Below are 22,291 nucleotides of genomic sequence, written 5' to 3' on the forward strand. Positions count from 1 at the left end.
GGATGCCAGAATATAGGACCTACAGATTGTCCAATCTAAACTGATCCAGGATCTCCTTCTGCTCGGATGGCGAAACACTTTGCGGTTCATCATTGTCCGTGTCGGCATTCTCCTGCTGCACCAACGGACGACGCGAACGACGTGTTGTTCCCCCGCCGAGAGTTGCGACAAAGCCGCGTCCCGGCAGTCGGTCCGAATAGAACAGTTCGCCTTGAATCTCTGCCAGACCCTCTGGCATTGATGGCTCAGCATGCGGTTCGCCGGCCAATGCGTGTTGCATGTAGTCGACCCAGATCGGCAACGCCAGTTGCGCCCCAAACTCGCGACTACCCAGGCTTTTCGGCTGGTCACAGCCCATCCAGGCGACGGCAACGAGCGATCGCTGATAGCCAGCGAACCAGCCGTCCTTCGCATCATTCGTCGTGCCAGTCTTGCCCTGGAGGTCCAAACGATGCAGAACGCTGGTCGCGGCCCCTGTACCGACCGTCGCCACGGAATGCAGCAAGCTGTTCATGATGAACGCATTTCGCGGTGATATAGCTTGTGGCGCATTCGTGCCGGCTATCGCCGGTCGTGCTTGATTCAACTGCAGGCCTCGCGCGTCAGTCACACTGGCTACCAGATACGGAGTGATCCGGTAGCCGCCGTTGGCGAATACCGCGTATGCCCCCGCGGTCTGCAACGGCGTGACCAGTCCTGCTCCGAGCGCCATGGGCAAATACGGAGGAGTCCTGTCTGCGTCGAATCCGAAACGCTTAGTCACGTAGTCCTTCGCAAATCCCGTTCCAATATAAGACAAGATACGGATTGACACGAGATTCTTCGACTTCGCCAGCGCAAGCCTCATGCTCATCGGGCCGTCCGGCTGATCGTCATCTTTCGGCACCCATGGCTCTCCACCCTTCATTCCGGGGGGGAAATATAGCGGCGCATCATTAATAATTGTTGCCGGTCCAAGGCCCTTCTCAAGGGCAGCAGAATAGATGAACGGCTTAAAGCTCGAGCCAGGCTGTCTCCACGCCTGTGTCACGTGATTAAAGTTGCTCTTGTTGAAATCAAATCCGCCAATCAGCGCACGGATCGCACCATTCTGTGGCGCTAGCGACACAAGCGCGCCTTCGACCAACGGCAATTGCGTAATCTTCCAATGTCCTTTCGCATCGGCAATCATACGTATTATCGAGCCAGGCCGTATTTGCTGCGACTGAGACCCCTGCATACTGAGTGAGTGTGCTGCAAAACGCAGGCCCTCTCCGGTGACGTGGACCTCATTGCCCTCGGGCAGTCGGGCTGTCACGTTCTGGGGAGTAACTGCCGTCACGACTGCAGCCACGATCTCACCGTTATCCGGGTGATCGCGCAGAGCGTCGTCAATTGTCTCGTCGCGCTCGTCGCCTGCGCCGGGCAAGCGAACGAACCCCTCCGGTCCTCGATAGCCATGTCGCCGATCATAGTCCATGATGCCTTTTCGCACGGCTCTGTAAGCGGCCTCTTGGTCAGATGACCTGATTGTTGTTGTAACGTTCAAACCGCGTGTGTAGGCCTCGTCCTTATATTGTGAATACATCAACTGACGCACCATTTCGGCGACATATTCGGCGTGTGCGCCAAATCTGGAGCCCGGTACCGTTTCGTCGATGGTCTCCTTTACCGCCTGATCGTGCTGTGACCGCGTAATGTAGTGCAAATCAAGCATGCGTTGCAGAATGTATTCTTGGCGGACCTTTGCCCGCTTCGGATTGACCACCGGGTTGTACGTCGAGGGGGCCTTCGGCAGCCCCGCAAGCATAGCGCATTGCGCTAGCGTCAGATCTTTCAAGTCCTTTCCGAAATATGCGTGAGCCGCAGCGGCAAAGCCATATGTACGTTGACCCAAATAGATCTGGTTCATGTACATCTCGAGAATCTGATCCTTCGTAAGTGCATGCTCGATTCTGAAAGCGAGTGCAATTTCTCGAAATTTCCGCGAAAAAGTTCTCTCACTCGACAGAAAAATGTTACGCGCAAGCTGCATCGTTAGCGTGCTTGCCCCTTGCTGTACACCCTGGTGCGTTAGATCGGCAATACTCGCACGCAGCAAGCCAAGGAAGTCGACGCCATTATGTTCATAAAATCGTGCGTCCTCGATGGCTAACACAGCGTTTTTCAGCGAGGCTGGAATATCTTTGAGGCGCACCAGCTCGCGCCGCTCCGCACCAAATTCACCTATCAATACATGATCGGCAGTATAGACACGCAATGGCACCTTTGGTCGATAATCGGTCAGCGTGTCGATTGTTGGTTCAGCAGCAACAGGTTCATTCGCGGCATGTGTCATGGCGGAAAAGCTCGACGCAATTACTAGTACGCCGATCGACGCTGACCTTTTTACGGCAATATAGAATTTGCGAAGACTCATGATCAACAGCGTGATGTGGGGGCACTACAATGTACGCACTAGCGACTATGACCAAGCATGCGGACGTGAATCTGTGAGAGTCGGCAATTGCGGTTCAGCATGACCCACTGTCGCTCCATTCAGCATCCGTCATCGGCCTAGGCCGGCGTGCCGTATGCACCACCCCGAAGCAGTTGCGACAAGCGATGTCGTTCTGGCGAGCGTCGATATTTGCATATTTCTGCTTGTAACGGCAGACCGCTCATGATCAGAATTCGTTTTCGAATATGCACTTTCGATTCAATCCGCGGCGACGCTACCGATCATCCGCCTCCACACCAGGCACCTTCAACCTTTTTGCAGTCGTATAGTGGGTCGTCCAGTAAGGACTATTAAGATATTCGACGCGCACCCAGCCGCCAGAAGACGGCGCATGCACGAACCGCCCGTTGCCCATATAAAGTCCGACATGAGAGAAACGCCCACCACGAGTATTGAAAAACAGAAGATCTCCAACACGCAGGTCAGCCCGAGTTACCGTACTGCCCAGCGCCGCCTGACTCGCCGCCGTACGACCGATACGTATGCCAATCGCAGTACGCAGAACATACTGAACGAAGCCGCTGCAGTCGAACCCGTTTACGGGAGACTTGCCACCGTACCGGTAACGTATGCCGACCAAGCTAAGTGCCTCTTCCTGAACTCGCGCGAGGGCTGTTGAAGCGGCCGCATTTCCGGTGGAATCCGGGGACAACGACAAGTCTCCAACTTTGTTCACCGTTTCAGACTCAGTTTGCGCTTGGGTACTGCCGGTCGCAAAAATGGCGGCTACCGCCAAAGCTGTGGCAGATATCCGCGTCAGGCTTCTGCGGTGGATTTTGAAGAATCTTAGTAGCACGGATCAAAGTGGGTCATTCTCTATGAGGGCGAGCCGTCGTATCGCCTAGCCATCATGGTCCGAACCCTTACGAATTGCTCGGTTGTGCGGGATGGCGCGCCCCGCGCACACGCACCAACTCATGGACACTCGCGGCGAGGAGACTTGCTATCACCTTTGTGATGATCCTCGTTGGTCGATGCCTCTGTCCAGTACAACAAGTTCGACTTTGCAATTGTTGATTGTACTGGCGGGGGCCGAGATCAGTCGGACGCAGTCGGCCCCGAACGTCCCGAAACACTGCTTGTCCAGCATGGGCGAACTGAGCTTGAGGCAGAGGGCGTCCCGTCGGAACTCGGCGTTTCGACCGGCCGTGCGGTGCGTCGGGAATCGGTCTAGAAATCAGGAGCTTACCGCCGGAACACTTGGTCCACTACGCGAGTTGACAAATTTATTGCGGACGTAGGCGAGTTGACGACATTGTTTTGGTGAGACCGTCAATAAAGTTGAAAATCATCTAGCGGGCCTCCCACCGCCGCCCTAAAGGGCGACGGGGTTAAAGTGAGTTTGCCCAACCGCTTTAACCATGTGGAGGCCAACATGAAATATTGCGGCATTGACCTACATTCGAACAATAGCGTTGTTAGTGTGATCGACGAAACGGACCGTGTGGTCGCGGAGAAGCGACTGCCCAACGACTTGGCGAAGATTCTGGCGTTCCTCGACCCATGGCAAGCGGAGCTTACCGGCGTCGTGATCGAGTCGACGTACAACTGGTACTGGCTTGTCGACGGGCTGCAGGCCGCCGGCTTTATCGTGCATCTGGCCAACACCACGGCGATCAAGAAATACGAAGGGCTCAAGCACAACGGCGACGAAACCGACGCGCGCTACCTGGCTCACCTGCTGCGCCTCGGGATACTGCCCACGGGGACGATCTTGCCGCCCGAGGCGCGCAGCGTGCGCGATCTGGCCAGGAAACGCATGCAACTCGTACAGAACCGCACGACCCACATCCTCGCCATCGAGAACATCACGGCTCGCCAGCATGGCATGCGTCTTTCGGGCGCTCAGGTCCACCGCCTGACGGCAGAGGCTATCGACCAGATGGGACTACCCGCTGAAGTCGCGCTGGCTATGCAGAGCAGCTTGGCGGTGATCCAAACGTTGTCCACACAGATCGGGCTGCTGGAAAATCGGCTTGCCGAAAATGTCGAAGCGCGCGCCGAGTACGCGTCGCTGAAGACTGTGCCTGGCATCGGACCGATCCTGGCAACCGTCATTCTGCTCGAGGTCGGCTCCATTGAGCGCTTCGACAGCGCTGGTAATTTCGCTTCTTACGCGCGCTGCGTGGACAGTCGGCACATGAGTAACGGCAAGAAGAAAGGCGAAGGCAACACCAAGAACGGCAACAAGTATCTGTCCTGGGCCTTTATCGAGGCGGCCAACTTCGCGCTGCGCTTTTGCGCCGAAGCCAAGCGATTCTATGAACGCAAGAAAGCCAAGACGAATCCGATTCTTGCGCGCAAGGCTCTGGCGCATAAGCTCGCGCGCGCGTGTTTCCACATTCTGAAGGAGCGCAGACCATTTGATACGACGCGCTGCTTCGTTTGAAGCTTCGACGGCAGCCGGCAAGCCCGTAAGTTGACTGGAGCTGCAGCCCCATAAGTTGAATGGGATGCCGTGTCGCCGTCCCCGATGTGCAGTAAAGCGGACCGCCCGCAATGCGAGCCAGCCATGGATTGGCGCCGACAAGTCTGCAGCCCTAAAATTTGCACGACCCGTTGGACGCATTGTGGTACCAAAGTTCTTCTGGGGTGGCGAAGCCACCAGGGCGACAGGCACTCGTTGCACGCCGCTCGCTTGATCCTGATGGGTGTCTGGCGCGATCCGTCGCAGCCAAGAATTGAAGAAACGGGCGCGCTCGGCCATTGCATGCGGGTATTGGAATCGAAGAAAACGGCTGATTGGACAGTCGCGGATGTTGTTTGCTCACTTGACACCGGACCCGCTAATGGGCGTCAACTCAAGCGTCGAGCGCCTTGTGCAGCGGGCATTTCGAGTTGACATCTTTTATTTGGTCTACGGCAGGCCCGGCCGCGGCGGCCGCGTCGAAATCCGCCCCGCGATCGCGCAAGTGTGCACGCGACGCGTCGACGTACACGTCGCTGATCGGCACGAAGCGCTGCTTGTCGCCCTTGCCAACCATCTCGAGCAGCCAACTGGACGGGGTGTCGCCGTCGGCCATCACCAGCAGCAGCAGCGCGCGTGCGGCGCGCCAGCGCGGCCCGCTCAGCCCCTGCAGCTCGCCGCGCTCGGCCTGGGTCGCGCACACGCGGGTCCACAGGTCGAGCGGCAGGGCCCGCTCGACCTGCAGCTTGCGCACGCGCTTGACGACGCTCGGATCCGTGACAGCTGCCCGCGGATTGCCGGCCAGGTAGCGCACGGCGACCAGCCTGGTGAACGCGGCGCGAATCGTACGTACCGCGTAGCGCTGGCTCTCCGGCGCCAGACCGCCGGCGCGAACGGCCGCCATCGGCCGCTCGTGCGCGCGACGGGCGGGCCCATGAAACGCTCGCCAGGTGTGACCAGAAACGCCTTTTAGGCCTCGCAATCCTGGCCCCGCATCGACGACAGCGCGACACCGCGTTCGGCTACGCACCTTAGCACCAGGCGCGCGAGCTCGCGCGCATACGCGCGCCGCGTGGCCGGCCGATCGTCATAGTGGTGAAGGTACGCGCGCACCGCATCCAGGTCGTGTGCGGCGCCCAGATAGGCAAACATCGGCGCGCGGTTCGCACCGTGCGCACCGGACAGTGCGTCCGCCAGCGCCAGGCGCTCGAGCGGCGTCAGCTGCCCCGCGCCGGTCGTGATGCGGGTCGTGGTCGGCGCCAGTGCGTCGCCGGCGTCGACGTTGGGCTCGACAACCGCGCCGATTGACGCGGCGTGACGCCGCAGCCAAGCTACCAGCACGCGGGCCCGGCCGGCGTCGATGCGCGGCACCGATCGCCACCACTGCCCGCCGCGGCGGTTCACCAACGTGACGAGCTCGCCGGGCGTGCGAATCCCCTCCCCCGCCAGTCGCACTGCAACGATCGACCGGAACCACCGGCCGACCGGTGCTCGGCCGCCGGCGCGGCGACCGCCCACTGCGCCGCCACCTGCTCGATCAGCTGCAGGGACACGGGCGTGAGGCGCGGCTCGCCGAATTTGTCGATCGCCGCCCGCAGGTACGAGCGAACCGTCGCGCAACGCGGCCTCAACCAGATCGTCGCGCATCGTGCGCAGCAGTTGCGCGACGTCGACCCGGTCGTCGGCGTCGCGATCGAAGTAAGCCGCTCGATCGTCTCGAGAGGCAGGCCTTTCACGCGCGCGCAGCGCGGTGAATTCGGTGCGGCTGTAGGCACGCAGCGGGGGCAGCGTCAGCTGCTGCGGGCGGTTTTGGCCATCGTCGATCAAGCGATAGCGGCTTGCGCTGGCGGGTCGGCACCAAAGGCCTTCGCCCACGCCTCGTTAGGGACAGCATCGAGCGTTGCGATCGCGGCCGCGCGCGCTTTGTCGATCGTCCGCGCCTCACTGTTGGGCACATGCCGGCCGGACAACACGTCTGAGACGGTGTAGCACGGCGCGTCCTCGGCCGACAAGCCGACGATGCCGTGCACGGCCCACGAGCGGCCGCGATGCTCGAAGGGGATGCCGATCACCTCGACGTCGCCCGAACGCATCGCGACCGAGAACACCACGGCATCGACGTGGCGGGGCGCCGGACGAGCCGGCGATTGCTTGGTGGAGGCACGGGCCATGGAATCAACTCCTGTCGGGACGTGGCACGACGACGAAGGGCAGCGGCGGCTCGCCGCGCACCAGCGCGAAAAATTCGCCGGCGGCGGCCGGATGTGCGATGAAGTACTGCGGGTAGCCAGGCGCGGTATAGGTGACGTCGAGCAGTTCGCCCGCAGCCGTGCGAACCAGCGAGTGCGCGGCAAACCGAATGCTGCAATCAAAGCAAACATCGGTGATCCAGCCGCGCACGGGCGTGTCGCCGGGATGCGACCGCAGCCACCGGTCGACCTGGTCGTGGCAGTAGCCAGGCGTCGGGGCCCAGCCCGGCAGCGCGTCGACGTAGTGGTGGATGCGAAGCGCGTCACCGAAGTCGCGCGCGATCGCGTCGGTGAGCGCCGTCTGCAGGGCAGCACGTGCGGATCGGCGGTCGATCATGTCAGCACGCACGCATCCGTCAACCATCGCCATTGAGCCTGCATCAACTGCCGCAACGCGTCGTGCGGGTGACCAGGATCACGAAGGCCAGCTGGCCAAGCATCCGCTCGAGCGGGGCGAACCCATCATTGTCGGCTTCGGCCGCGACGCCGGCGACGACGGCCGCCAGCGCGGCGTCGATTGCGTCGAGCAGCTGCGCGATGACGTCTTCCTCGCACACCTCCAGATCGGTCGGCCGGCGCCATGCGACAACGCGCTCGCGAACCGCGTAGAGCATCTGGTCGATCATGGCTCGCTCGCGGTCAGGCCGCCGGCGCACCGGGCGCCGTCTCGTACATCTGCTCGACGATCGCGAGCAACGCGCGTAATCGCGCGGCGACACGCGGCGTCACGGACAGGTCGACGTCGGCCGTACGCGCGCTCGACCAGTTCGCGCGCGTCGAACAGGTTGCAGATGAAGCCGCGCGCGGTCCAGTCGCGCGTGTCGACGCCCCAAGCCGCGGCCAGCAGTTGCTCGAGGTGCGCCGCCGCGCTCGCCGAGCTCGGCGCCTCAAAAAACACGGTGCGCTCCTGCGCAACCTGCCCCGGGTCGCATAGAGTGTCCGGCAGCGCGACGAAGGCGCGGTGCAGGATGCCCGTACCAAGGGCGTCGATCGTCCAGCGCGGGTATCCGTTTTTTCAACAGGTCCATCGAGGAGGGCTCCAAGAGAAAGCGGTTATGTGGCCGGCATGTCGTCGCCGTAGATCAGCGCCTGCAGGCGCACACGGTCAGCCTCGTAGATGGTCCGCCCGAACGCGTTGAGCTCCGTCACCAAGTCTTCCCACAATTCGAGTGCACCGATTGCGTGCTCACGGTTCTCCACGACCAAGCGGAGAATCGTCCGCTCGGCGCGGGCCGTGAGCCGTTGGTAGGTCAAAGTCGACATGCGGTCTCCGTGAAGGCGCGAGGCTCGCGTCAGGCGGCCGGCGCGTGGGGTACGCGCTGCTCGAGGCGGATCACGTTGGCGCGCGCGAAGGTTACACGCTCGCCGATGCGGAACAGGCCGATTTGCGCGGCCGTCGGCTGGTCCGGGAAACCCGTGACAAACGCGCCGTACGACTCCTCGTCGATCAAACCATCGTGCGCACGATCCAGCCAGACCACGCCCTGCAGGCGGGTGCCGTCCAGCGCGTGCAGCTCGACGGCGTCGCCGTTCTGGATCGACGCGGCGGTGACGACAGGCGCGCGCACGAAGTCGACCGGATAGTGGAACGCGCAGGTCAGGCGCAGCAGGCGCCACGTCGCGTAGGGCATGGTGCCCTGCCCGGCCTCCCAGCGCTGCACCTGGCGCACGTTCACGCCGAGCTGCTCGGCGACCTGTTCCTGGGTGCGGCGGGCCTGCGCGCGCAGCGCTTTTAGGTCCGCCGGCGTCGGCTTGACGCGCTCGCCGATGGTGGAGAGCGTCACCCCGCCATCCCATTCGAGCGTGACCGGGCCGTGGCAGCCCGCGCAGGTGGCCGCCGCGCCGTCTCGTGCGCATCGTCCTCCGGCCGTCGCGTCTCGCCGCGATGGCCGCAGGCGGGACACCGATACACGTACAACACCTCGTCTCCGATCTTTTCCAAAGCGGCCCTCCGGCCAGAAACCCGACAAAACGTCATGTTGCTACAACATAGCACGACATTTTGTCGGGTCAAGCGCCACGTAAAACGGTCCGACGGGGAACGCATATCCACCGGACTTCTGCCTCTCGACCCGGAGACGTCGATCGAAGCGCCATCGATTACTATCGGGTCCGGATCTCTCGGCGCCCGCGGCATATGCTGCTGATAGCGCGAGATCCAGCGACGCAACTGATTCGGATTGACGTCGTGGTCCATGGCCGCTCGGGCAATCGACACGCCCGGCTTCAGGCAAAGCTCGACCAGCTCTTGTACGGCAGCCTCATCAAATTCCCGTCGGCCATCCCGCCTGCGGCCAACCACCAGCCTGCTTCGAAGGTCTTGTTTCTCGGTCATCACGGTCTGAGTGCATGTGTCCACGCGGACACTTAGCTTCTGACCTTCTGCCCTTCATTGGAAGGGCGTCGTTTATTGACGCCTTACAGTGTTCGCTCAGGCCCGCACCTCGTCGCGCAAACCGCCACGTCCAGACGTTTCCGCCTCAATACGTGCGACCGAGTCGGAAGTAGAGGTTGCGCCGCCCTCCCGGCGCGAATGCGACACCGACATATACCGGCCCGAACGACGTGATCAGACTCGTAAAGAGCGTGTAGCTCTGCTTGAGCGCCCCGCTGCCGATCGGCGCGCCGGGCGTCCACACGTTGCCGGACTCTGCGCTCATGCCGACGTAGAACGCCTTGATCGGCGATGCGTTGAACGTCGCCAGCTGGTTCATATAGGTGACTTGTCCATAGAAGAGTGCATCGCCACTCAGTTGATCTGCCGCATAAGCAGACAAATGCAGGAAACCGCCAAGCGTGTATCCGAGCGGATTGCCGAAGTTCGCGCCGCCGAGGCTCTTGCCGCCCTCGATCGTCGCGCTTACGCTGTGTCGACCGAACTGCCGTGCGATCATCGCCTTGCCGTAGACCTCGGTGTACGGCGTGTTTCCGATGGTGTCGGCCAACGCGGGAGCTGAAATGCCGCCGTATGACGACAGCGAACGCTCTATCCGGAATTCCGCGTAGTAGCCCCTGCGCGGGAACAATGGGTTATTGAGCTGATCGATCACGAGTTTTGCGCGCGCTGTCAGCGCGTACCCGACGAAATTCGGGTACAGCGGGGACCGCTGCGTAGTTTGATCATCGTCATAGGTCCACAAGTTGTAGGTCGGTGAGCCTGTGCTACGCGCATACGCGAGACCGACCCGGAAATCACCTAGCGGGCCGATCGGTAAGCCGAGGTCAATGCCGACGCGCTCCGTCTGCAACCGATATCGCGTTTTCTTGATATCGTCTCCGTCGTCGTAAAGGTTTACATGGTGCCGCACGTATTCTGCGTACGGCGCGACGTAATAGCCGATCGTGTCCGACAGTGGCTGGCGCAACTCGACATACGCCGATTGCATGTCGCTGCCGAGCGTCGTGTCCGCGCGGAATTCGAGACCGGACGGCGTGAGCCATGGTCGCCGGTAACCGAGATGCAGCCGGAAGCCGCCTTCGTCCGTCGAGCTGCTCGACATCCCGAGCCCGAACAGCAGGAAATTCGCCCCCCAGTACTTCTCCTGCGCGTCGATCACGAGCCGGTGCTCGTCGCATTCGTTGACGATCTGCTGCGTGACGTTCTCTAAATTGCCGCTCGTCGTCAGCGACAGCAGGTCGGCGCTCACCGCCTGCGGATCGTAGACGTCGCCAGGCTTCACGTGCAGCGCGTTGCGCACGACCTGCTTCGGCACCGACGAGCCGTTAGTCCGGATCTCGATCGACGTGATGTGGATCGGCTGCGGCGGCGGCCTCTTGTGCACGGCCCGGTACGCGTCGTATTGCTCGGGCGACAGCGCGTAGCGCGAAAGCCGCGGCAACGCTGCGATGGCGGCGGCTTCGCCCGCGGTGCCCCCGTTACTATCTTCACGCCCCGATAATCGGGGCTTTGGCCAGCCAGGTCCGGCATGATTCCCGCCCCCAGTCGCAGTCATGATCCGGGGGGGTGTTGTCACCGGGCCTGGTGGGTGGCTGGTGATCGCTGATAGGGGTTTGGCCGGGATATCCCGACGCCGTCCGTAACGTGGATGCCGAGACTTGCCACCGTTGTTGCAGGCCAATCCGTTCACTCTGCACAAACTGCGATGCAAGACACACAACAACGTGATGCCGTCGATGTCTTCGTCGGCGTCGATGTCGGTAAAGGCCAGCATCACGCCGTTGCACTCGATCGGAACGGCAAGCGCCTGTACAACAAGGCGCTACCCAACGACGAGGCCAAGCTGCGCGCCCTCATCGCCGAACTCAAGACTCACGGTCGACTCCTGTTCGTCGTCGACCAGCCTTCCACCATCGGCGCACTTCCCGTGGCCGTCGCCCGCGCTGAAGGCATACTCGTCGCCTATCTGCCGGGACTGGCCATGCGCCGCATTGCCGATCTGCATGCCGGTGAAGCCAAGACCGATGCCCGCGATGCCGCGATCATCGCCGAAGCCGCCCGCTCGATGCCGCATACGCTGCGCTCGCTTCGATTGGCCGACGAGCAGCTCGCAGAGCTCACCATGCTGTGCGGCTTCGACGATGATCTCGCCGCTCAAGTCACTCAAACCAGTAACCGCATTCGCGGCCTGCTCACCCAGATCCATCCGGCGCTCGAACGCGTTCTCGGACCGCGCCTTGACCATCCGGCGGTGCTCGATCTGCTTGAGCGCTACCCATCCCCAAGCGCGCTCGCCGCTGCCAGCGAGAAGACGCTCGCCAACCGCCTGACCAAGCTCGCGCCCCGCATCGGCAAAAGCTTGGCGGCCGAAATCGTTCAAGCGCTGAACGAGCAAGCCGTGATCGTGCCCGGCACGCAGGCTGCCACCATCGTCATGCCCCGCTTGGCCCAGCAACTCGCCGCCTTGCGCAAGCAGCGTGACGAAATCGCCGCCGAAGTTGAGCGGCTGGTGCTTGCTCACCCTCTTTGGCCGGTCCTGACCAGCATGCCGGGAGTCGGCGTCAGGACCGCCGCCAGACTCCTGACCGAAGTTGCCCATAAGGCCTTCGCTTCGGCCGCTCATCTGGCGGCCTACGCTGGCCTTGCGCCGGTCACCCGGCGCTCAGGCTCGTCGATCCGTGGCGAGCACCCATCCAGGCGAGGCAACAAGGTGCTCAAGCGCGCCTTGTTCCTCTCCGCCTTCGCTGCCTTACGGGACCCAGTCTCACGGGCCTATTACTCACGCAAGATCCAGCAAGGCAAACGCCACAACCAAGCGCTCATCGCTCTGGCACGGCGACGCTGCGACGTCCTGTTCGCCATGCTGCGTGACGGCACCATTTACCAACCCAAGTCAGCCCCTAACGCTTGGCGAAAGACATAGGGGCACGTTACCCGCCCCGCTTCCTGTTTTCATGTTTTCCGACCCCGTATTCGTCGACTTTAGTTCGTGTTGAACCGCAGCGACACCGGCTAAGCTGCGCGATGACGCAGCGGACCACGGAGGCTCGGAAGCGACAGTGGCATGCCGATGATCGCGGCCATAGATGGGCTCCTGACGGTGGGGCACCGCAGGCAAATTATCCGCATAACCGAATACCGTGCCAAGCTGAACGTACCAGTTCGACCACGCGCGCAGTGTGCGGCATATTTGTGCCAATGCGCAACGCCGGGACACTCGTCTTGTGCGGTAGCCGGCCCGGCCGCGCCCCGACCTCGACCGCGCGCAAGACACTGAGATCCCCGTGGCATTAATTCAAGTCATTTGATTTTAACAAAGAATTTCATTTATTATATTCTGAATTCATTGACAAACCACATTCACGCCGCCTCTCCACAATCAATTCCCGCGCCATCGATTCGATTTGAAAAATACTTGTGCCCGGAGTGACGATAATTTGGCTGACGTCGGCGGTCATGATTTGCCACTTCTTTTCAAGTAAAGCGGAAACAGCAGGAAAAACGACGGTAATTGCACCGGGATTCTTCCATGCAGGAATCCCTAGAGTGTTCATTAAGTGTGTGGCTTGCGAGGCGATATCCCCACATACTTCCATGCGCTTTCTAATGCCGTCCTTTCCAAGGCTGCGGATGGCATACCAAAGTACCAGTATCGCGTATGCGCTTCGCGAGTCCACAATAATCGCCGAGGCGCGTCCTTGGGGATTAGCTCCATCTACCGTCAAGTGCTCCACATGACTCTTTCGCGTCAACAAAACCCCACTCGGCACCGGACTGCCGAAAAATTCATGGCCGCTTATGGCAATTGAGTCAGCGCCATGATAAAAATCGAAATTTGGACGTGGCTTTATGAATGTCGCATACGGCCCGGAGAGAGATGCATCGCAATGAATGTAAATATTACGTATGCCGCTTTCCTCAAGTGTGCTTCTGATTTTTACGATATCGTCTCGCGCCTCCTTCATTGCAGTTCCTATATTCGCAACCACAATTGCATCGTGCCTTTTCCTTGCCATTGCCTGCAGCTTGAGATCGTCATAGTCCATTTCGCCGTGTTTCATGGCCCGTATTTCGACATGGCGCAGGCCTAAAAGGCGCGTTGCGTTCCTAATATTTCCTCTTGTTTCGCGAGTAAAATAAGTCACTGCAGCGGGAAACATCTCACGAGCAAGATATAAACCCGATAAATTCCCTTCAGCACCACCACAAGTGACATACCCCCAATATGACCCAGCTTCGGCATTGAATAGCGAGGCGAAGAAGTCCACCACGTCTCGCTCAAATATTTTAGAATTTACCCCATAATTCCCACACTCAAATGGATCCCCCATATTAATTGCAGGAAGTTGCGTGAATTTACCCAACTGATCGCATTCAAAGCCGCGAGCAAATGGGTAGCCAAGACAATTCGAATTCGCCCGCCCAATTGAAACAAAGAGATTATTCAGCAGCACTTTATCTTCAGCACTGAGCATATGCACCCCCTCACGGAATGAGATTAAATATAGTCGAGACCGATATTGACCCATTCGAGCTGCGACGGCGTTGCCTATATTTTTTTTAAATTCAGACAACCCCTATGTTTCCAGCCATGCACTGAGGTCGCGAAATTTCTCGTCGGTACGCTCGTAGTGTTATAGAGATGCGATAGTTTGCACGATCTATCGAATTTGCAACGATATCGCCGAGGCACTTTTGGCGCCCCGGCAAGCAATTGCGACGTGAATTGCCTTGTAAGGCTGTCTATCGCACCCCATATAAGCCTTTTGAGCCTACTGAAAATATCACACAGCTTCTAAGACGACATCAATCCAATACAACAAAAACATCTCAATTTTCGTACGAATTCTTACCATGACGACGAAAATCCGTGGCGCAGCAATCTGTCGAACAGGCCAGAATTACCCTCCAATTCTTTCACACGAAAAGCATCCACTCGCATAAAATATTGAACGAAGCGACCGAGAAGCACAATGCAACAATTGTCAAAATAATCAATTTCGCAGATTGCTGCACCTGATCCGCAGGATGTCCCTTCCGGATCGGCCGCGATTGCCAATTACAGCGGAGAGCTCTCGCCGTCGCGCTTAGCTCAAGTCAAAAATTGACATCGCTTTTCGTCATGTGCAAAACGATTATCAGACAACGAGCTGGCACATCGCCAATATAAAGCCAGTCAAGTTGAAAGGCAATCGGAATACATTCATTAGAAACGGCTTATCGGTATTGGCAATTGTCATAGCCTGCCGCCTTTCAGATTGGATCCGAGGTGCCGACCGCATAAGTAACGCAGCGCCCGCCTCCATGAGACGCTAGCAATCACTGCAACTTCGCTTGATTGGCGTGGAGCAACCTCCCTTGCGCACCAATACCGGTACCTGGAGTTGTCCCCACTGTCCAGAACACACCAACATGCTACGGTTGGTGAATTAATGGTGCGGTGAAACTCGCGTAGCTGGCGATATATCAGCGCATAACGGAGATACCGCCCATTGTGATGATCGAACACGACGGGTGGTTTTGTACGGCCGTCGCGGCGTCCCGCCTTGGCATGAACTCCACGTAATCGCGCTTTGTCGCTTTCACGAAGTTCTCGGCTGCGCCGGTTACCCTTGAATCCCATACCAACCTGGCCAATGGGTTCAAACCGATTGCGGGGATGAAGCGCCGTGTTTCGCCCGCCGTATAACCGGAACCGTTGTCTCTCAGCCACTCAATTTCTAACGGGACTCCCGCGCGTTGTCGAAGTAGGTTTCGACGGCGGCCGACATCACTTCGCGCACCACGTAGCCGCTATAGCCTCGCTGTCGCGGCAACCAATCTTTGCGCTTTATGGCTGCGGCAATCCAGCGCGAACGTCACCCGCAAAGGTTCGCCATTGTCGCATCAAAATTCGAAACCATCCGAGCACTAGCGCTTGAAGTGGTATTCAGCGCAAGTGAAGCAAGCCGACGCATTGCACAGATCGAAGGAGTCGGACCGAAGACCGCAATGACCATTGTTGCGAACCAACACGCGCGAGCGCGCTGGTTCCATTCGTGAAAACTTAAGCCGTTCGAGTGGTCCGGTTCTGTTGCGACAATACAGACCTATGTGGCGGGAAACTTGTCTCGATCGGCTCCTTCGTGCTCTCATTGAATATGTGGAATTCACTTGAAATTCCTTCATATCGTTGCATCAGTCTCGAAAATTCGACGCGATACTGCTTTATGGCCTTTTCCTTCACATGCCCGAAACCGCGAATTCTTTGCGGAAGAGTCGCGAGTTCGATCGCGATAGGCAGGCGCTCGGCGTCCAGCTGACCAATCAGACGGAGAATCGCCTCGCGGTAGTCGACGATCAATTGACGCTCCATCCGCCGCTCCGCCGTGTAGCCGAACGGGTCTAAAGGGCCACCGCGCAGCATTTTGAATTTTGCAAGAAGTCTGAGGCAGTACCCCACCCACGACCCAAACTCGATCTTGATCAATTGCCCATCCGCATCCTTCCGTGCAATGAGTGGTGGTGCAAAATGGAACCTGAGCGTGAATTCGCCTTCGAACTCCCGTTTCAATTTTTCTATGAACCGCCCATCGGTATACAGCCGGGCCACTTCGTATTCATCCTTGTATGCCATTAATTTAAAATACGAATTCGCCACCGCGCGAATCAATTTATCTCCGCGCCCGAGTTTCGATTCGGCATCACCTACGCGGGCAATCAGGTCTCTATACTTCGCTGCATAAGATGAGCTCTGGTAATCGGTTAGAAATTCGACGTGGCACTTGATCAGCGCATCCACGCTTTTGGGAAAATGCATCGCAACAGGTTGTTCTGGTAAGGCTATTTTTTCTACGTGTGCCAAGTCCACCGCTGCCCGACGGCCCCAAAGAAAGCTTTTCTTATTGGCGTCGACTGCGACACCATTGAGTTCAATAGCGCGCAGAATGGCAGCCTCGGATAAGGGTAATGCCCCGTTCTGGTAAGCAAAACCGATCATGAACAGGTTCGTCGCGATCGAATCGCCCATCAACGCCGTGGCAAGGCGTGTCGCATTGATGTATTGGGTTCGCCCCCCAACGGCTTCATCGATCAGGGCTTGGACGTCCGCCGACCGGAACTGCCAATCAGGATCCTTGGTGAAATAGCCAGTGGGCTGCTGATGCGTATTGACAATGGCGCGTGTTCTCTCAAAATGCATTTTCGATACCACATCGTGTGCGCCCGCAGTCAGCATGTCGCATCCGAGAACGAGATCGGCTTTGCCGGCAGCGATACGTTGCGTGAAAATCTGTTCTGGGCGTCGCGAAATTCGAACGTGAGAAGTGACTGAACCGTTCTTCTGCGACATGCCGGTCATGTCAAGCACCGAGGCACCCTTGCCCTCGAGGTGTGCGGCCATGCCGAGCAGTGCTCCGATCGTTATGACGCCGGTGCCGCCGATGCCCGTGACGAGAACGTTGTATGGCGCATCGCAGGCGGGCAGATTGGGTACGGGCAGAGCACCCAGATCATCCAGAGCGCAGGTATCCGCTCTTTGTTTCTTCAGCTTACCGCCCTGGACCGTAACAAAACTCGGGCAAAACCCCTTTACGCACGAGTAGTCCTTGTTGCACGATGATTGGTCGATGGTGCGCTTGCGGCCAGACTCCGTTTCAAGCGGCAGTATGGAGGTGCAATTGGATTGAATTCCACAATCTCCGCATCCTTCACAAACCGCATCGTTAATAAACAAGCGCCTGTTCGGATCCGGGAGTTCGCCCTTCTTGCGACGGCGTCGCTTTTCGGCGGCGCAGGTCTGGTCGTAGATCAGGACCGAAACACCGGATACTTGCCGTAACTCTCGCTGCACTGCGTCGAATTGCTTGCGCACGTGCAATGTGACGATTGCCGGCAGCGCCGAACGGTCTGCATAACGGCTCAGGTCTTCGGTGACGAGGGCGATGCGCTTGACGCCTTCAGCCACCATCTGCTGCGCAATCATCGGCACGCTGATCGTGCCGTCAACGGGTTGGCCGCCCGTCATCGCAACAGCATCGTTGTATAAGATCTTGTAAGTAATGTTGATGCCGGCCGCGATAGCCGCGCGGATTGCCAAATAGCCCGAATGAAAATATGTACCATCCCCGAGGTTCTGGAACACGTGAGGCACCTTCGAAAACGGGGCCTGGCCAATCCACGGAGCTCCCTCTCCACCCATATGCGTCGTCAACTTGTTGTATTCGGGGTAGATTGCCGTCGCCATCACGTGGCAACCGATGCCGGCCAAAGCGATACTGCCTTCGGGGACCTTTGTCGAAGTGTTATGCGGGCAGCCGGAACAGTAATAGGGTGGGCGCGGGACTGTGTTGACCGCTTCATTCAGCGCCTTATCCTTCGCTTCCAGAAAGGCAAGCCGAGCCTTTATGCGCTCACTTGTATGGAAACGCGCAATGCGCTCCGCGATGACACGCGCAATCGTCGCGACGGACAAGTCAGCTTTCGACGTCAGCAGCCACTCACCGCGCGAACATCCCCATTCGCCACTTTCGTCGAACTTGCCAATCACGGAGGGGCGCACGTCGTCGCGCCAGTTGTACAGTTGTTCCTTTAATTGGTGTTCAACGACCTGGCGTTTTTCCTCGATAACGAGGATTTCATCGAGACCCAGGGCGAAACCACGCACGCCTTCTGGCTCAAGGGGCCATGGCATCGACACTTTGAAGAGCCGGAGTCCGATATCGGCGGCCGCGCTCCCATCGATCCCGAGTTCCTCCAGCGCTTCAAGCACATCGAGGTACGACTTACCGGACGCCACGATCCCCAGACGCGCCCTCGGGCTGTCGATGGTGACCTGGTTCAGTCTGTTGGCACGTGCGTATGCGAGCACCGCGTCGATCTTGAAGTCATGCATCAGAGCTTCTTGCTTTCGCGCCTGCACGCCGAGGGAATCCGTTGATAGCCGCGTATTGAGGCCACCTTCCGGCATCTCGAAGGATTCGGGATAGTGTATCTGCAAGCGGAACGGGTCAGCATCGACCGAAGCAGCCGATTCAACGGTATCGGCGAGCGCCTTGAAACCGACCGCACAGCCGGAATAGCGCGACATCGCCCAAGCGTGCAGGCCTAGATCGAGATACTCCTGTACGCTGCAGGGATACAGCACGGGAATCATGCATGCCGCAAAGATTTGGTCGGACTGATGGGGTAACGTGGACGAATAGGCGGCATGGTCGTCACCCGCAACAAGCATTACGCCGCCATGCCGCGACGTTCCCGCATGATTGAGGTGCTTGAATACGTCTGCACTACGGTCAACGCCCGGGCCTTTGCCATACCACATGGCGAACACGCCGTCGTACTTTGCCGGGCCGATCAGATCGACGGTTTGCGTGCCCCAGACGGCTGATGCCGCCAGGTCCTCATTCACACCTGGAACAAACCGGACGTGCTTGTCTTCGAGCAACTGGCGGGCCTTCCACAAGGCTTCGTCGAGACCTCCCAACGGTGAGCCACGATAGCCCGAGACGAATCCAGCGGTATTTAGTCCGGCGGCAAGATCGCGTTGACGCTGCAACATCGGCAGGCGCACCAAGGCCTGGATCCCGGTGAGAAATATCCTTCCGGATGTACTGGTGTATTTGTCGTCCAGTTTTACCGCAGCGAGCGAAGAGTGATCCGATTGGACATCAGTCACCTGCTGGTTGATAGGGACAGTGGTATCAATCTGCATGGTTAGTCTATTCTTGAAAGTTGCACCTGCAATTTCCGCCCGCTGCCAATGTGCCCCGAAACGGAAAAGTGCGTGGCGCAACCGGCGCTATAGATCGGCGTCAAAGCCATGTTAATCGGGTTTTGAAATTGAAGGCCACTTCCGATTGGCGCGCCAACATCGACGCGCTCACGATTGTCTCGCCCAATTCTCCCGACAGATGAAATGCGCCCACTCGCCCACATCAACGGTTAGCGGCTAGACCATTTCGTCACCAGTGAGAATCACTGCCGTTTTCAACGGCGGATTCTGCGGTTTACGCGTCATTGGAAAATACGGTGGCGAGCTTCCCGACTGGACCTCACCAATTACCTCCCACCCAAAGCGCTCATAGATTTGCGCGGCGCGCTCGCTTGTCGTCTCGCCATAGGCAAGCATGCCTGCCTGATCAGTCAGGCTCGCACCATAGCGATATATCTCCTCGCCCAGCCCCCGTTTCTGGTAATAAGGATCGGCACCCAGCATCGTGAAGTACCAGCAGGGTTCCGACGGATGATGCTCGGCAAATCCTTCAAATACGCGCTCAACATCACCGCAATGCGACTCCGGAACTGTTCGCATCATGTAGGACATGAGTCCCGACACATCCTGTGGCACCAATGGATCCAGCCACGTTAATGCGCCTTCCAGCCCCTCATAAACCACCCCGTTTCCACGTAGATAAGGATCGCCAGCGTAGTGGTCGAGCCAGCCGGCAAAACAGCGTAGGTAGCGATCCGGTTCGGGATACAGCCACCGCAATAGCGGACACCTGGCAAAGGCGGTTGTCAAAATTCCGGTCACGACAGCCCGGTCAGACGGGGTGATCCGCCTGACGGCTAGATGCGGGGTTTTGCTCTGTGTCATGTTGATGCTTTCCTCAAAAGTCTCATAACGTTTCAAATCAACAGTTGGAGTCGATGCGCGTCAATCCTCGTTCTCCAGTTTAAATGCTCCCTGTGATCAGTTATGGTTGCATAAGATAGTAGTTGCCCGCGTTCCGTATCGATTCAAACGGGTGATCAAACCTGTTTAACCTCTACCGCCGAATTTACTTACTACTTTTCGGCATTACCAATCAACACCACCCCACAAGTCATTAATTTTTAAATCCATATAACAACAAACTCATTAGCCATGCAAAAAATAAAACGACAAGCATCTCGTCGCACCGACTTCACCAAAACATCTCGCGAACATCGGTAACTTTAATCAGCTGCACCGCCCGACCCAAACAAACCGTCCAGCAACAGGAACGACAACACCCTACTCCGCAAAAAATATCACCCACCTGCCCTTATACATCCAACGCAAAATAAGAAAATACCTTTTTCCTCGAATATTTTCTCTTGCCGATATGATTCAATGCTATGCATAGTTAAATTTTTATGCAATCCAACAATTGTCAAATTCATGCGTGAACAGGGATATGTAGACGAAGGCATCCAAATTTGTGCATGACGTTAAATTGTCAAAATTTCACATTACTTGACCATCGATTCTTCACGGAATGCACGTCTGCGATCGCCCCGCATCTGGGCCGCTCGAACTGAAGACCGTCCTGGTTTGCGGGTCATCGTGCAGCGGATCGTTGTGATACGCCGCATGATTGATCGACACCCGGCATTGATCTTCGCCGAACACGACGTCGAGCACCCCGCACATTGAGTTCTCGATACGTCAGCGCGAGCGCACGGCGTGCACAATGCCGTGGCGTAGGAAGCTATGCTCGTCTCGTAATATCGTTGCTCGACGGTGTCCGAAACTCGCTGCTGCGCCTGACAATTGTTGATGCTTGAAAGTTAGCTTTGCTCCTAGAATCGCCGCAAGGCAAGTCAGCGTGTTCTTCTTTCGGCTTCTTTCGGCACGTCGTATTTGGCGTCTCTGGGTAGAAGTCGTAGCGCCGTAGAAGAGACAAATATCGGATGATGCGCGCTCGCTCGTTGTCGAAAGTGCATCGGAACGACCGGATGTGCATTCGCGCCCCATTAGACGCGCATTCGTATGCTGGACAGAGTGGATATGAATACAACACGAACGCCGGCGCCGCGAGAGCTCCACGAGCTAGGAATGCGATCGCAACACTGTCTAACACTTATGTATTCCGAAATTGCGGCATGGAGTCAGGGATACAGGATCGGATGGCTGCATCGATATCCCCGATGGAACAATCCACCGCGATCGACTCCTGTCGCCTTGTCATGATGCCGTTCGAACAATTCGCCAAGCGCATTTGTTCTCCTTCTCTGCGTTCCCGAATCCACGGTCGCTCACCGGGACGTCTTTGCGTGACGCCTAAAAATTTCATTTCAACATAACCTAACAAGTATGATTCGACCCAGCCGCTACCCAGCATACTTCACCATTGCCGTTGCAATGTCGCTCGTGTCAGCCGGAGACGCATCGGCGCAAACGTCGGCAGAGCCGGAGAAAGTGCCTGTCCAAAGCGCGCAAGTTTCGCCCGCGCCAACAGACAACGGGCCATCGGTCGGCGACGTACAGGAGGTGCAGCAAATGCTGGAACGCAACGCGTTGGAAACCCTGCGCAGCACATCGAACGGGGATTACGACGCCCGGCTTCTGATCGATAGACGAACGGGAACGTACTATTCGGCGTTGATCCAGCAGGGGGCCGTTTGGCGCGTCGTCAAGGCACAAGATGAAGCTCGCACTGGCTCGATTTATCGCTCGTTCGTTAGGCAAACCGAACAGCTCTCCGCAGCGGAAATGCGTCGGACACAGCTCGAAGCTCAGAAGGCGCAGACGGAACAACGGCTAGCATTGGTGGAAGAACGCGAGAACCGACTCCGCGCGGATTTGAATACGGCTCGAGAGCAAGCAGCCCGTGCGGAAAATCGGAACCTGGAAACACGGGCTCAGATGATGGAGCTGCGAGCGCAGCGCGACGCCGCTCAGACGAAGCTAATGCAAGCACGAACGCAGGTAGGACAGTTGCAGCGTCAGGTATATGGCGGCTTGCCGAGCGAACACCATACTCATGGTAGGAAGCGCAGAGCGTACCACCAGTCGTAAGTCCTGCATTCATCGA

At 58.3% G+C, this 22,291-nt stretch carries 15 protein-coding genes and 2 pseudogenes; 3 read left to right on the top strand and 14 right to left on the bottom strand.

Annotated elements, in window-relative coordinates:
* Nucleotides 1-19 precede the first annotated feature (19 nt).
* Both KY49_RS13825 and KY49_RS35590 read right to left on the bottom strand, forming a co-directional pair.
* Nucleotides 20-2,398: a penicillin-binding protein 1A gene (locus tag KY49_RS13825; RefSeq protein WP_082062358.1), complete on the bottom strand. Its 2,379-nt coding sequence runs from the start codon at nucleotides 2,396-2,398 to the stop codon at nucleotides 20-22.
* Nucleotides 2,399-2,693: 295 nt separating this feature from the next.
* Nucleotides 2,694-3,131 (bottom strand): C40 family peptidase, encoded by a 438-nt coding sequence (locus KY49_RS35590; protein WP_197083574.1) that lies wholly within the window; start codon nucleotides 3,129-3,131, stop codon nucleotides 2,694-2,696.
* 723 nt (nucleotides 3,132-3,854) lie between these two features.
* On the opposite strand from KY49_RS35590, the gene KY49_RS13830 reads away from it, so the two are divergent.
* A complete protein-coding gene (locus KY49_RS13830; protein WP_042585284.1) occupies nucleotides 3,855-4,868 on the top strand; it encodes an IS110 family transposase in 1,014 nt (337 codons plus the stop codon).
* Nucleotides 4,869-5,346: 478 nt separating this feature from the next.
* Here KY49_RS13830 and KY49_RS39265 read toward each other — a convergent pair.
* The 9 genes and pseudogenes from KY49_RS39265 to KY49_RS13870 form a co-directional block, all read right to left on the bottom strand.
* Nucleotides 5,347-6,713: pseudogene (locus KY49_RS39265) on the bottom strand (phage integrase family protein); the annotation flags it as partial.
* Nucleotides 6,710-7,057, bottom strand: a complete 348-nt coding sequence (locus KY49_RS13840; protein WP_042585188.1) for a hypothetical protein — start codon at nucleotides 7,055-7,057, stop codon at nucleotides 6,710-6,712. The gene KY49_RS13840 and the pseudogene KY49_RS39265, both read right to left, overlap by 4 nt.
* A gap of 4 nt (nucleotides 7,058-7,061) precedes the next feature.
* Nucleotides 7,062-7,505: a hypothetical protein gene (locus tag KY49_RS13845; protein ID WP_156162509.1), complete on the bottom strand. Its 444-nt coding sequence runs from the start codon at nucleotides 7,503-7,505 to the stop codon at nucleotides 7,062-7,064.
* A gap of 10 nt (nucleotides 7,506-7,515) precedes the next feature.
* Nucleotides 7,516-7,761: a hypothetical protein gene (locus KY49_RS13850; protein WP_042585190.1), complete on the bottom strand. Its 246-nt coding sequence runs from the start codon at nucleotides 7,759-7,761 to the stop codon at nucleotides 7,516-7,518.
* Nucleotides 7,758-8,033, bottom strand: a complete 276-nt coding sequence (locus tag KY49_RS37240) for a hypothetical protein (protein WP_156162510.1) — start codon at nucleotides 8,031-8,033, stop codon at nucleotides 7,758-7,760. The genes KY49_RS13850 and KY49_RS37240 overlap by 4 nt, the downstream gene beginning before the upstream one ends.
* A gap of 155 nt (nucleotides 8,034-8,188) precedes the next feature.
* Nucleotides 8,189-8,398, bottom strand: coding sequence for a hypothetical protein (locus tag KY49_RS13855; RefSeq protein WP_042585191.1), 210 nt, complete (start codon nucleotides 8,396-8,398; stop codon nucleotides 8,189-8,191).
* 29 nt (nucleotides 8,399-8,427) lie between these two features.
* Entirely contained in the window at nucleotides 8,428-8,919 is a 492-nt protein-coding gene (locus tag KY49_RS13860) for a helix-turn-helix domain-containing protein (RefSeq protein ID WP_042585192.1), read from the bottom strand.
* Nucleotides 8,916-9,470 (bottom strand): transposase, encoded by a 555-nt coding sequence (locus KY49_RS38550; protein WP_231636410.1) that lies wholly within the window; start codon nucleotides 9,468-9,470, stop codon nucleotides 8,916-8,918. The genes KY49_RS13860 and KY49_RS38550 overlap by 4 nt, the downstream gene beginning before the upstream one ends.
* A 145-nt stretch (nucleotides 9,471-9,615) precedes the next feature.
* Nucleotides 9,616-11,001, bottom strand: a pseudogene (locus KY49_RS13870) (BamA/TamA family outer membrane protein); the annotation flags it as partial.
* A gap of 237 nt (nucleotides 11,002-11,238) precedes the next feature.
* On the opposite strand from KY49_RS13870, the gene KY49_RS13875 reads away from it, so the two are divergent.
* The gene (locus KY49_RS13875) at nucleotides 11,239-12,456 is read left to right on the top strand and encodes an IS110 family transposase (protein ID WP_042585193.1); all 1,218 of its coding nucleotides are present in this window, start codon (nucleotides 11,239-11,241) and stop codon (nucleotides 12,454-12,456) included.
* A gap of 400 nt (nucleotides 12,457-12,856) precedes the next feature.
* On the opposite strand, the gene KY49_RS35605 is transcribed toward KY49_RS13875, so the two are convergent.
* The 3 genes from KY49_RS35605 to KY49_RS37245 form a co-directional block, all read right to left on the bottom strand.
* A complete protein-coding gene (locus tag KY49_RS35605; RefSeq protein WP_197083575.1) occupies nucleotides 12,857-14,008 on the bottom strand; it encodes a histidine decarboxylase in 1,152 nt (383 codons plus the stop codon).
* A gap of 1,571 nt (nucleotides 14,009-15,579) precedes the next feature.
* Nucleotides 15,580-19,224 (bottom strand): indolepyruvate ferredoxin oxidoreductase family protein, encoded by a 3,645-nt coding sequence (locus tag KY49_RS13880; RefSeq protein WP_082062362.1) that lies wholly within the window; start codon nucleotides 19,222-19,224, stop codon nucleotides 15,580-15,582.
* A 237-nt stretch (nucleotides 19,225-19,461) separates the two neighbouring features.
* Nucleotides 19,462-20,109: a GNAT family N-acetyltransferase gene (locus KY49_RS37245; protein ID WP_156162512.1), complete on the bottom strand. Its 648-nt coding sequence runs from the start codon at nucleotides 20,107-20,109 to the stop codon at nucleotides 19,462-19,464.
* 1,509 nt (nucleotides 20,110-21,618) lie between these two features.
* Here KY49_RS37245 and KY49_RS13890 point away from each other — a divergent pair.
* Nucleotides 21,619-22,275 (top strand): DUF2968 domain-containing protein, encoded by a 657-nt coding sequence (locus tag KY49_RS13890; RefSeq protein WP_052495674.1) that lies wholly within the window; start codon nucleotides 21,619-21,621, stop codon nucleotides 22,273-22,275.
* The last annotated feature ends 16 nt before the right edge of the window (nucleotides 22,276-22,291 follow it).

The organism is Burkholderia sp. MSHR3999 (genome assembly GCF_000833595.1).
Classification (GTDB): Bacteria; Pseudomonadota; Gammaproteobacteria; order Burkholderiales; family Burkholderiaceae; genus Burkholderia; species Burkholderia ubonensis.

Excerpts from the sequence above, each read along its gene's own strand:
- KY49_RS13825 (WP_082062358.1), bottom strand. The coding sequence starts at position 2,398 with ATGAGTCTTCGCAAATTCTATATTGCCGTAAAAAGGTCAGCGTCGATC.
- KY49_RS13830 (WP_042585284.1), top strand. The coding sequence starts at position 3,855 with ATGAAATATTGCGGCATTGACCTACATTCGAACAATAGCGTTGTTAGT.
- KY49_RS13840 (WP_042585188.1), bottom strand. The coding sequence starts at position 7,057 with ATGGCCCGTGCCTCCACCAAGCAATCGCCGGCTCGTCCGGCGCCCCGC.
- KY49_RS13845 (WP_156162509.1), bottom strand. The coding sequence starts at position 7,505 with ATGGCGATGGTTGACGGATGCGTGCGTGCTGACATGATCGACCGCCGA.
- KY49_RS13850 (WP_042585190.1), bottom strand. The coding sequence starts at position 7,761 with ATGATCGACCAGATGCTCTACGCGGTTCGCGAGCGCGTTGTCGCATGG.
- KY49_RS13855 (WP_042585191.1), bottom strand. The coding sequence starts at position 8,398 with ATGTCGACTTTGACCTACCAACGGCTCACGGCCCGCGCCGAGCGGACG.
- KY49_RS38550 (WP_231636410.1), bottom strand. The coding sequence starts at position 9,470 with ATGACCGAGAAACAAGACCTTCGAAGCAGGCTGGTGGTTGGCCGCAGG.
- KY49_RS13875 (WP_042585193.1), top strand. The coding sequence starts at position 11,239 with ATGCAAGACACACAACAACGTGATGCCGTCGATGTCTTCGTCGGCGTC.
- KY49_RS35605 (WP_197083575.1), bottom strand. The coding sequence starts at position 14,008 with ATGCTCAGTGCTGAAGATAAAGTGCTGCTGAATAATCTCTTTGTTTCA.
- KY49_RS13880 (WP_082062362.1), bottom strand. The coding sequence starts at position 19,224 with ATGCAGATTGATACCACTGTCCCTATCAACCAGCAGGTGACTGATGTC.
- KY49_RS37245 (WP_156162512.1), bottom strand. The coding sequence starts at position 20,109 with ATGACACAGAGCAAAACCCCGCATCTAGCCGTCAGGCGGATCACCCCG.
- KY49_RS13890 (WP_052495674.1), top strand. The coding sequence starts at position 21,619 with ATGTCGCTCGTGTCAGCCGGAGACGCATCGGCGCAAACGTCGGCAGAG.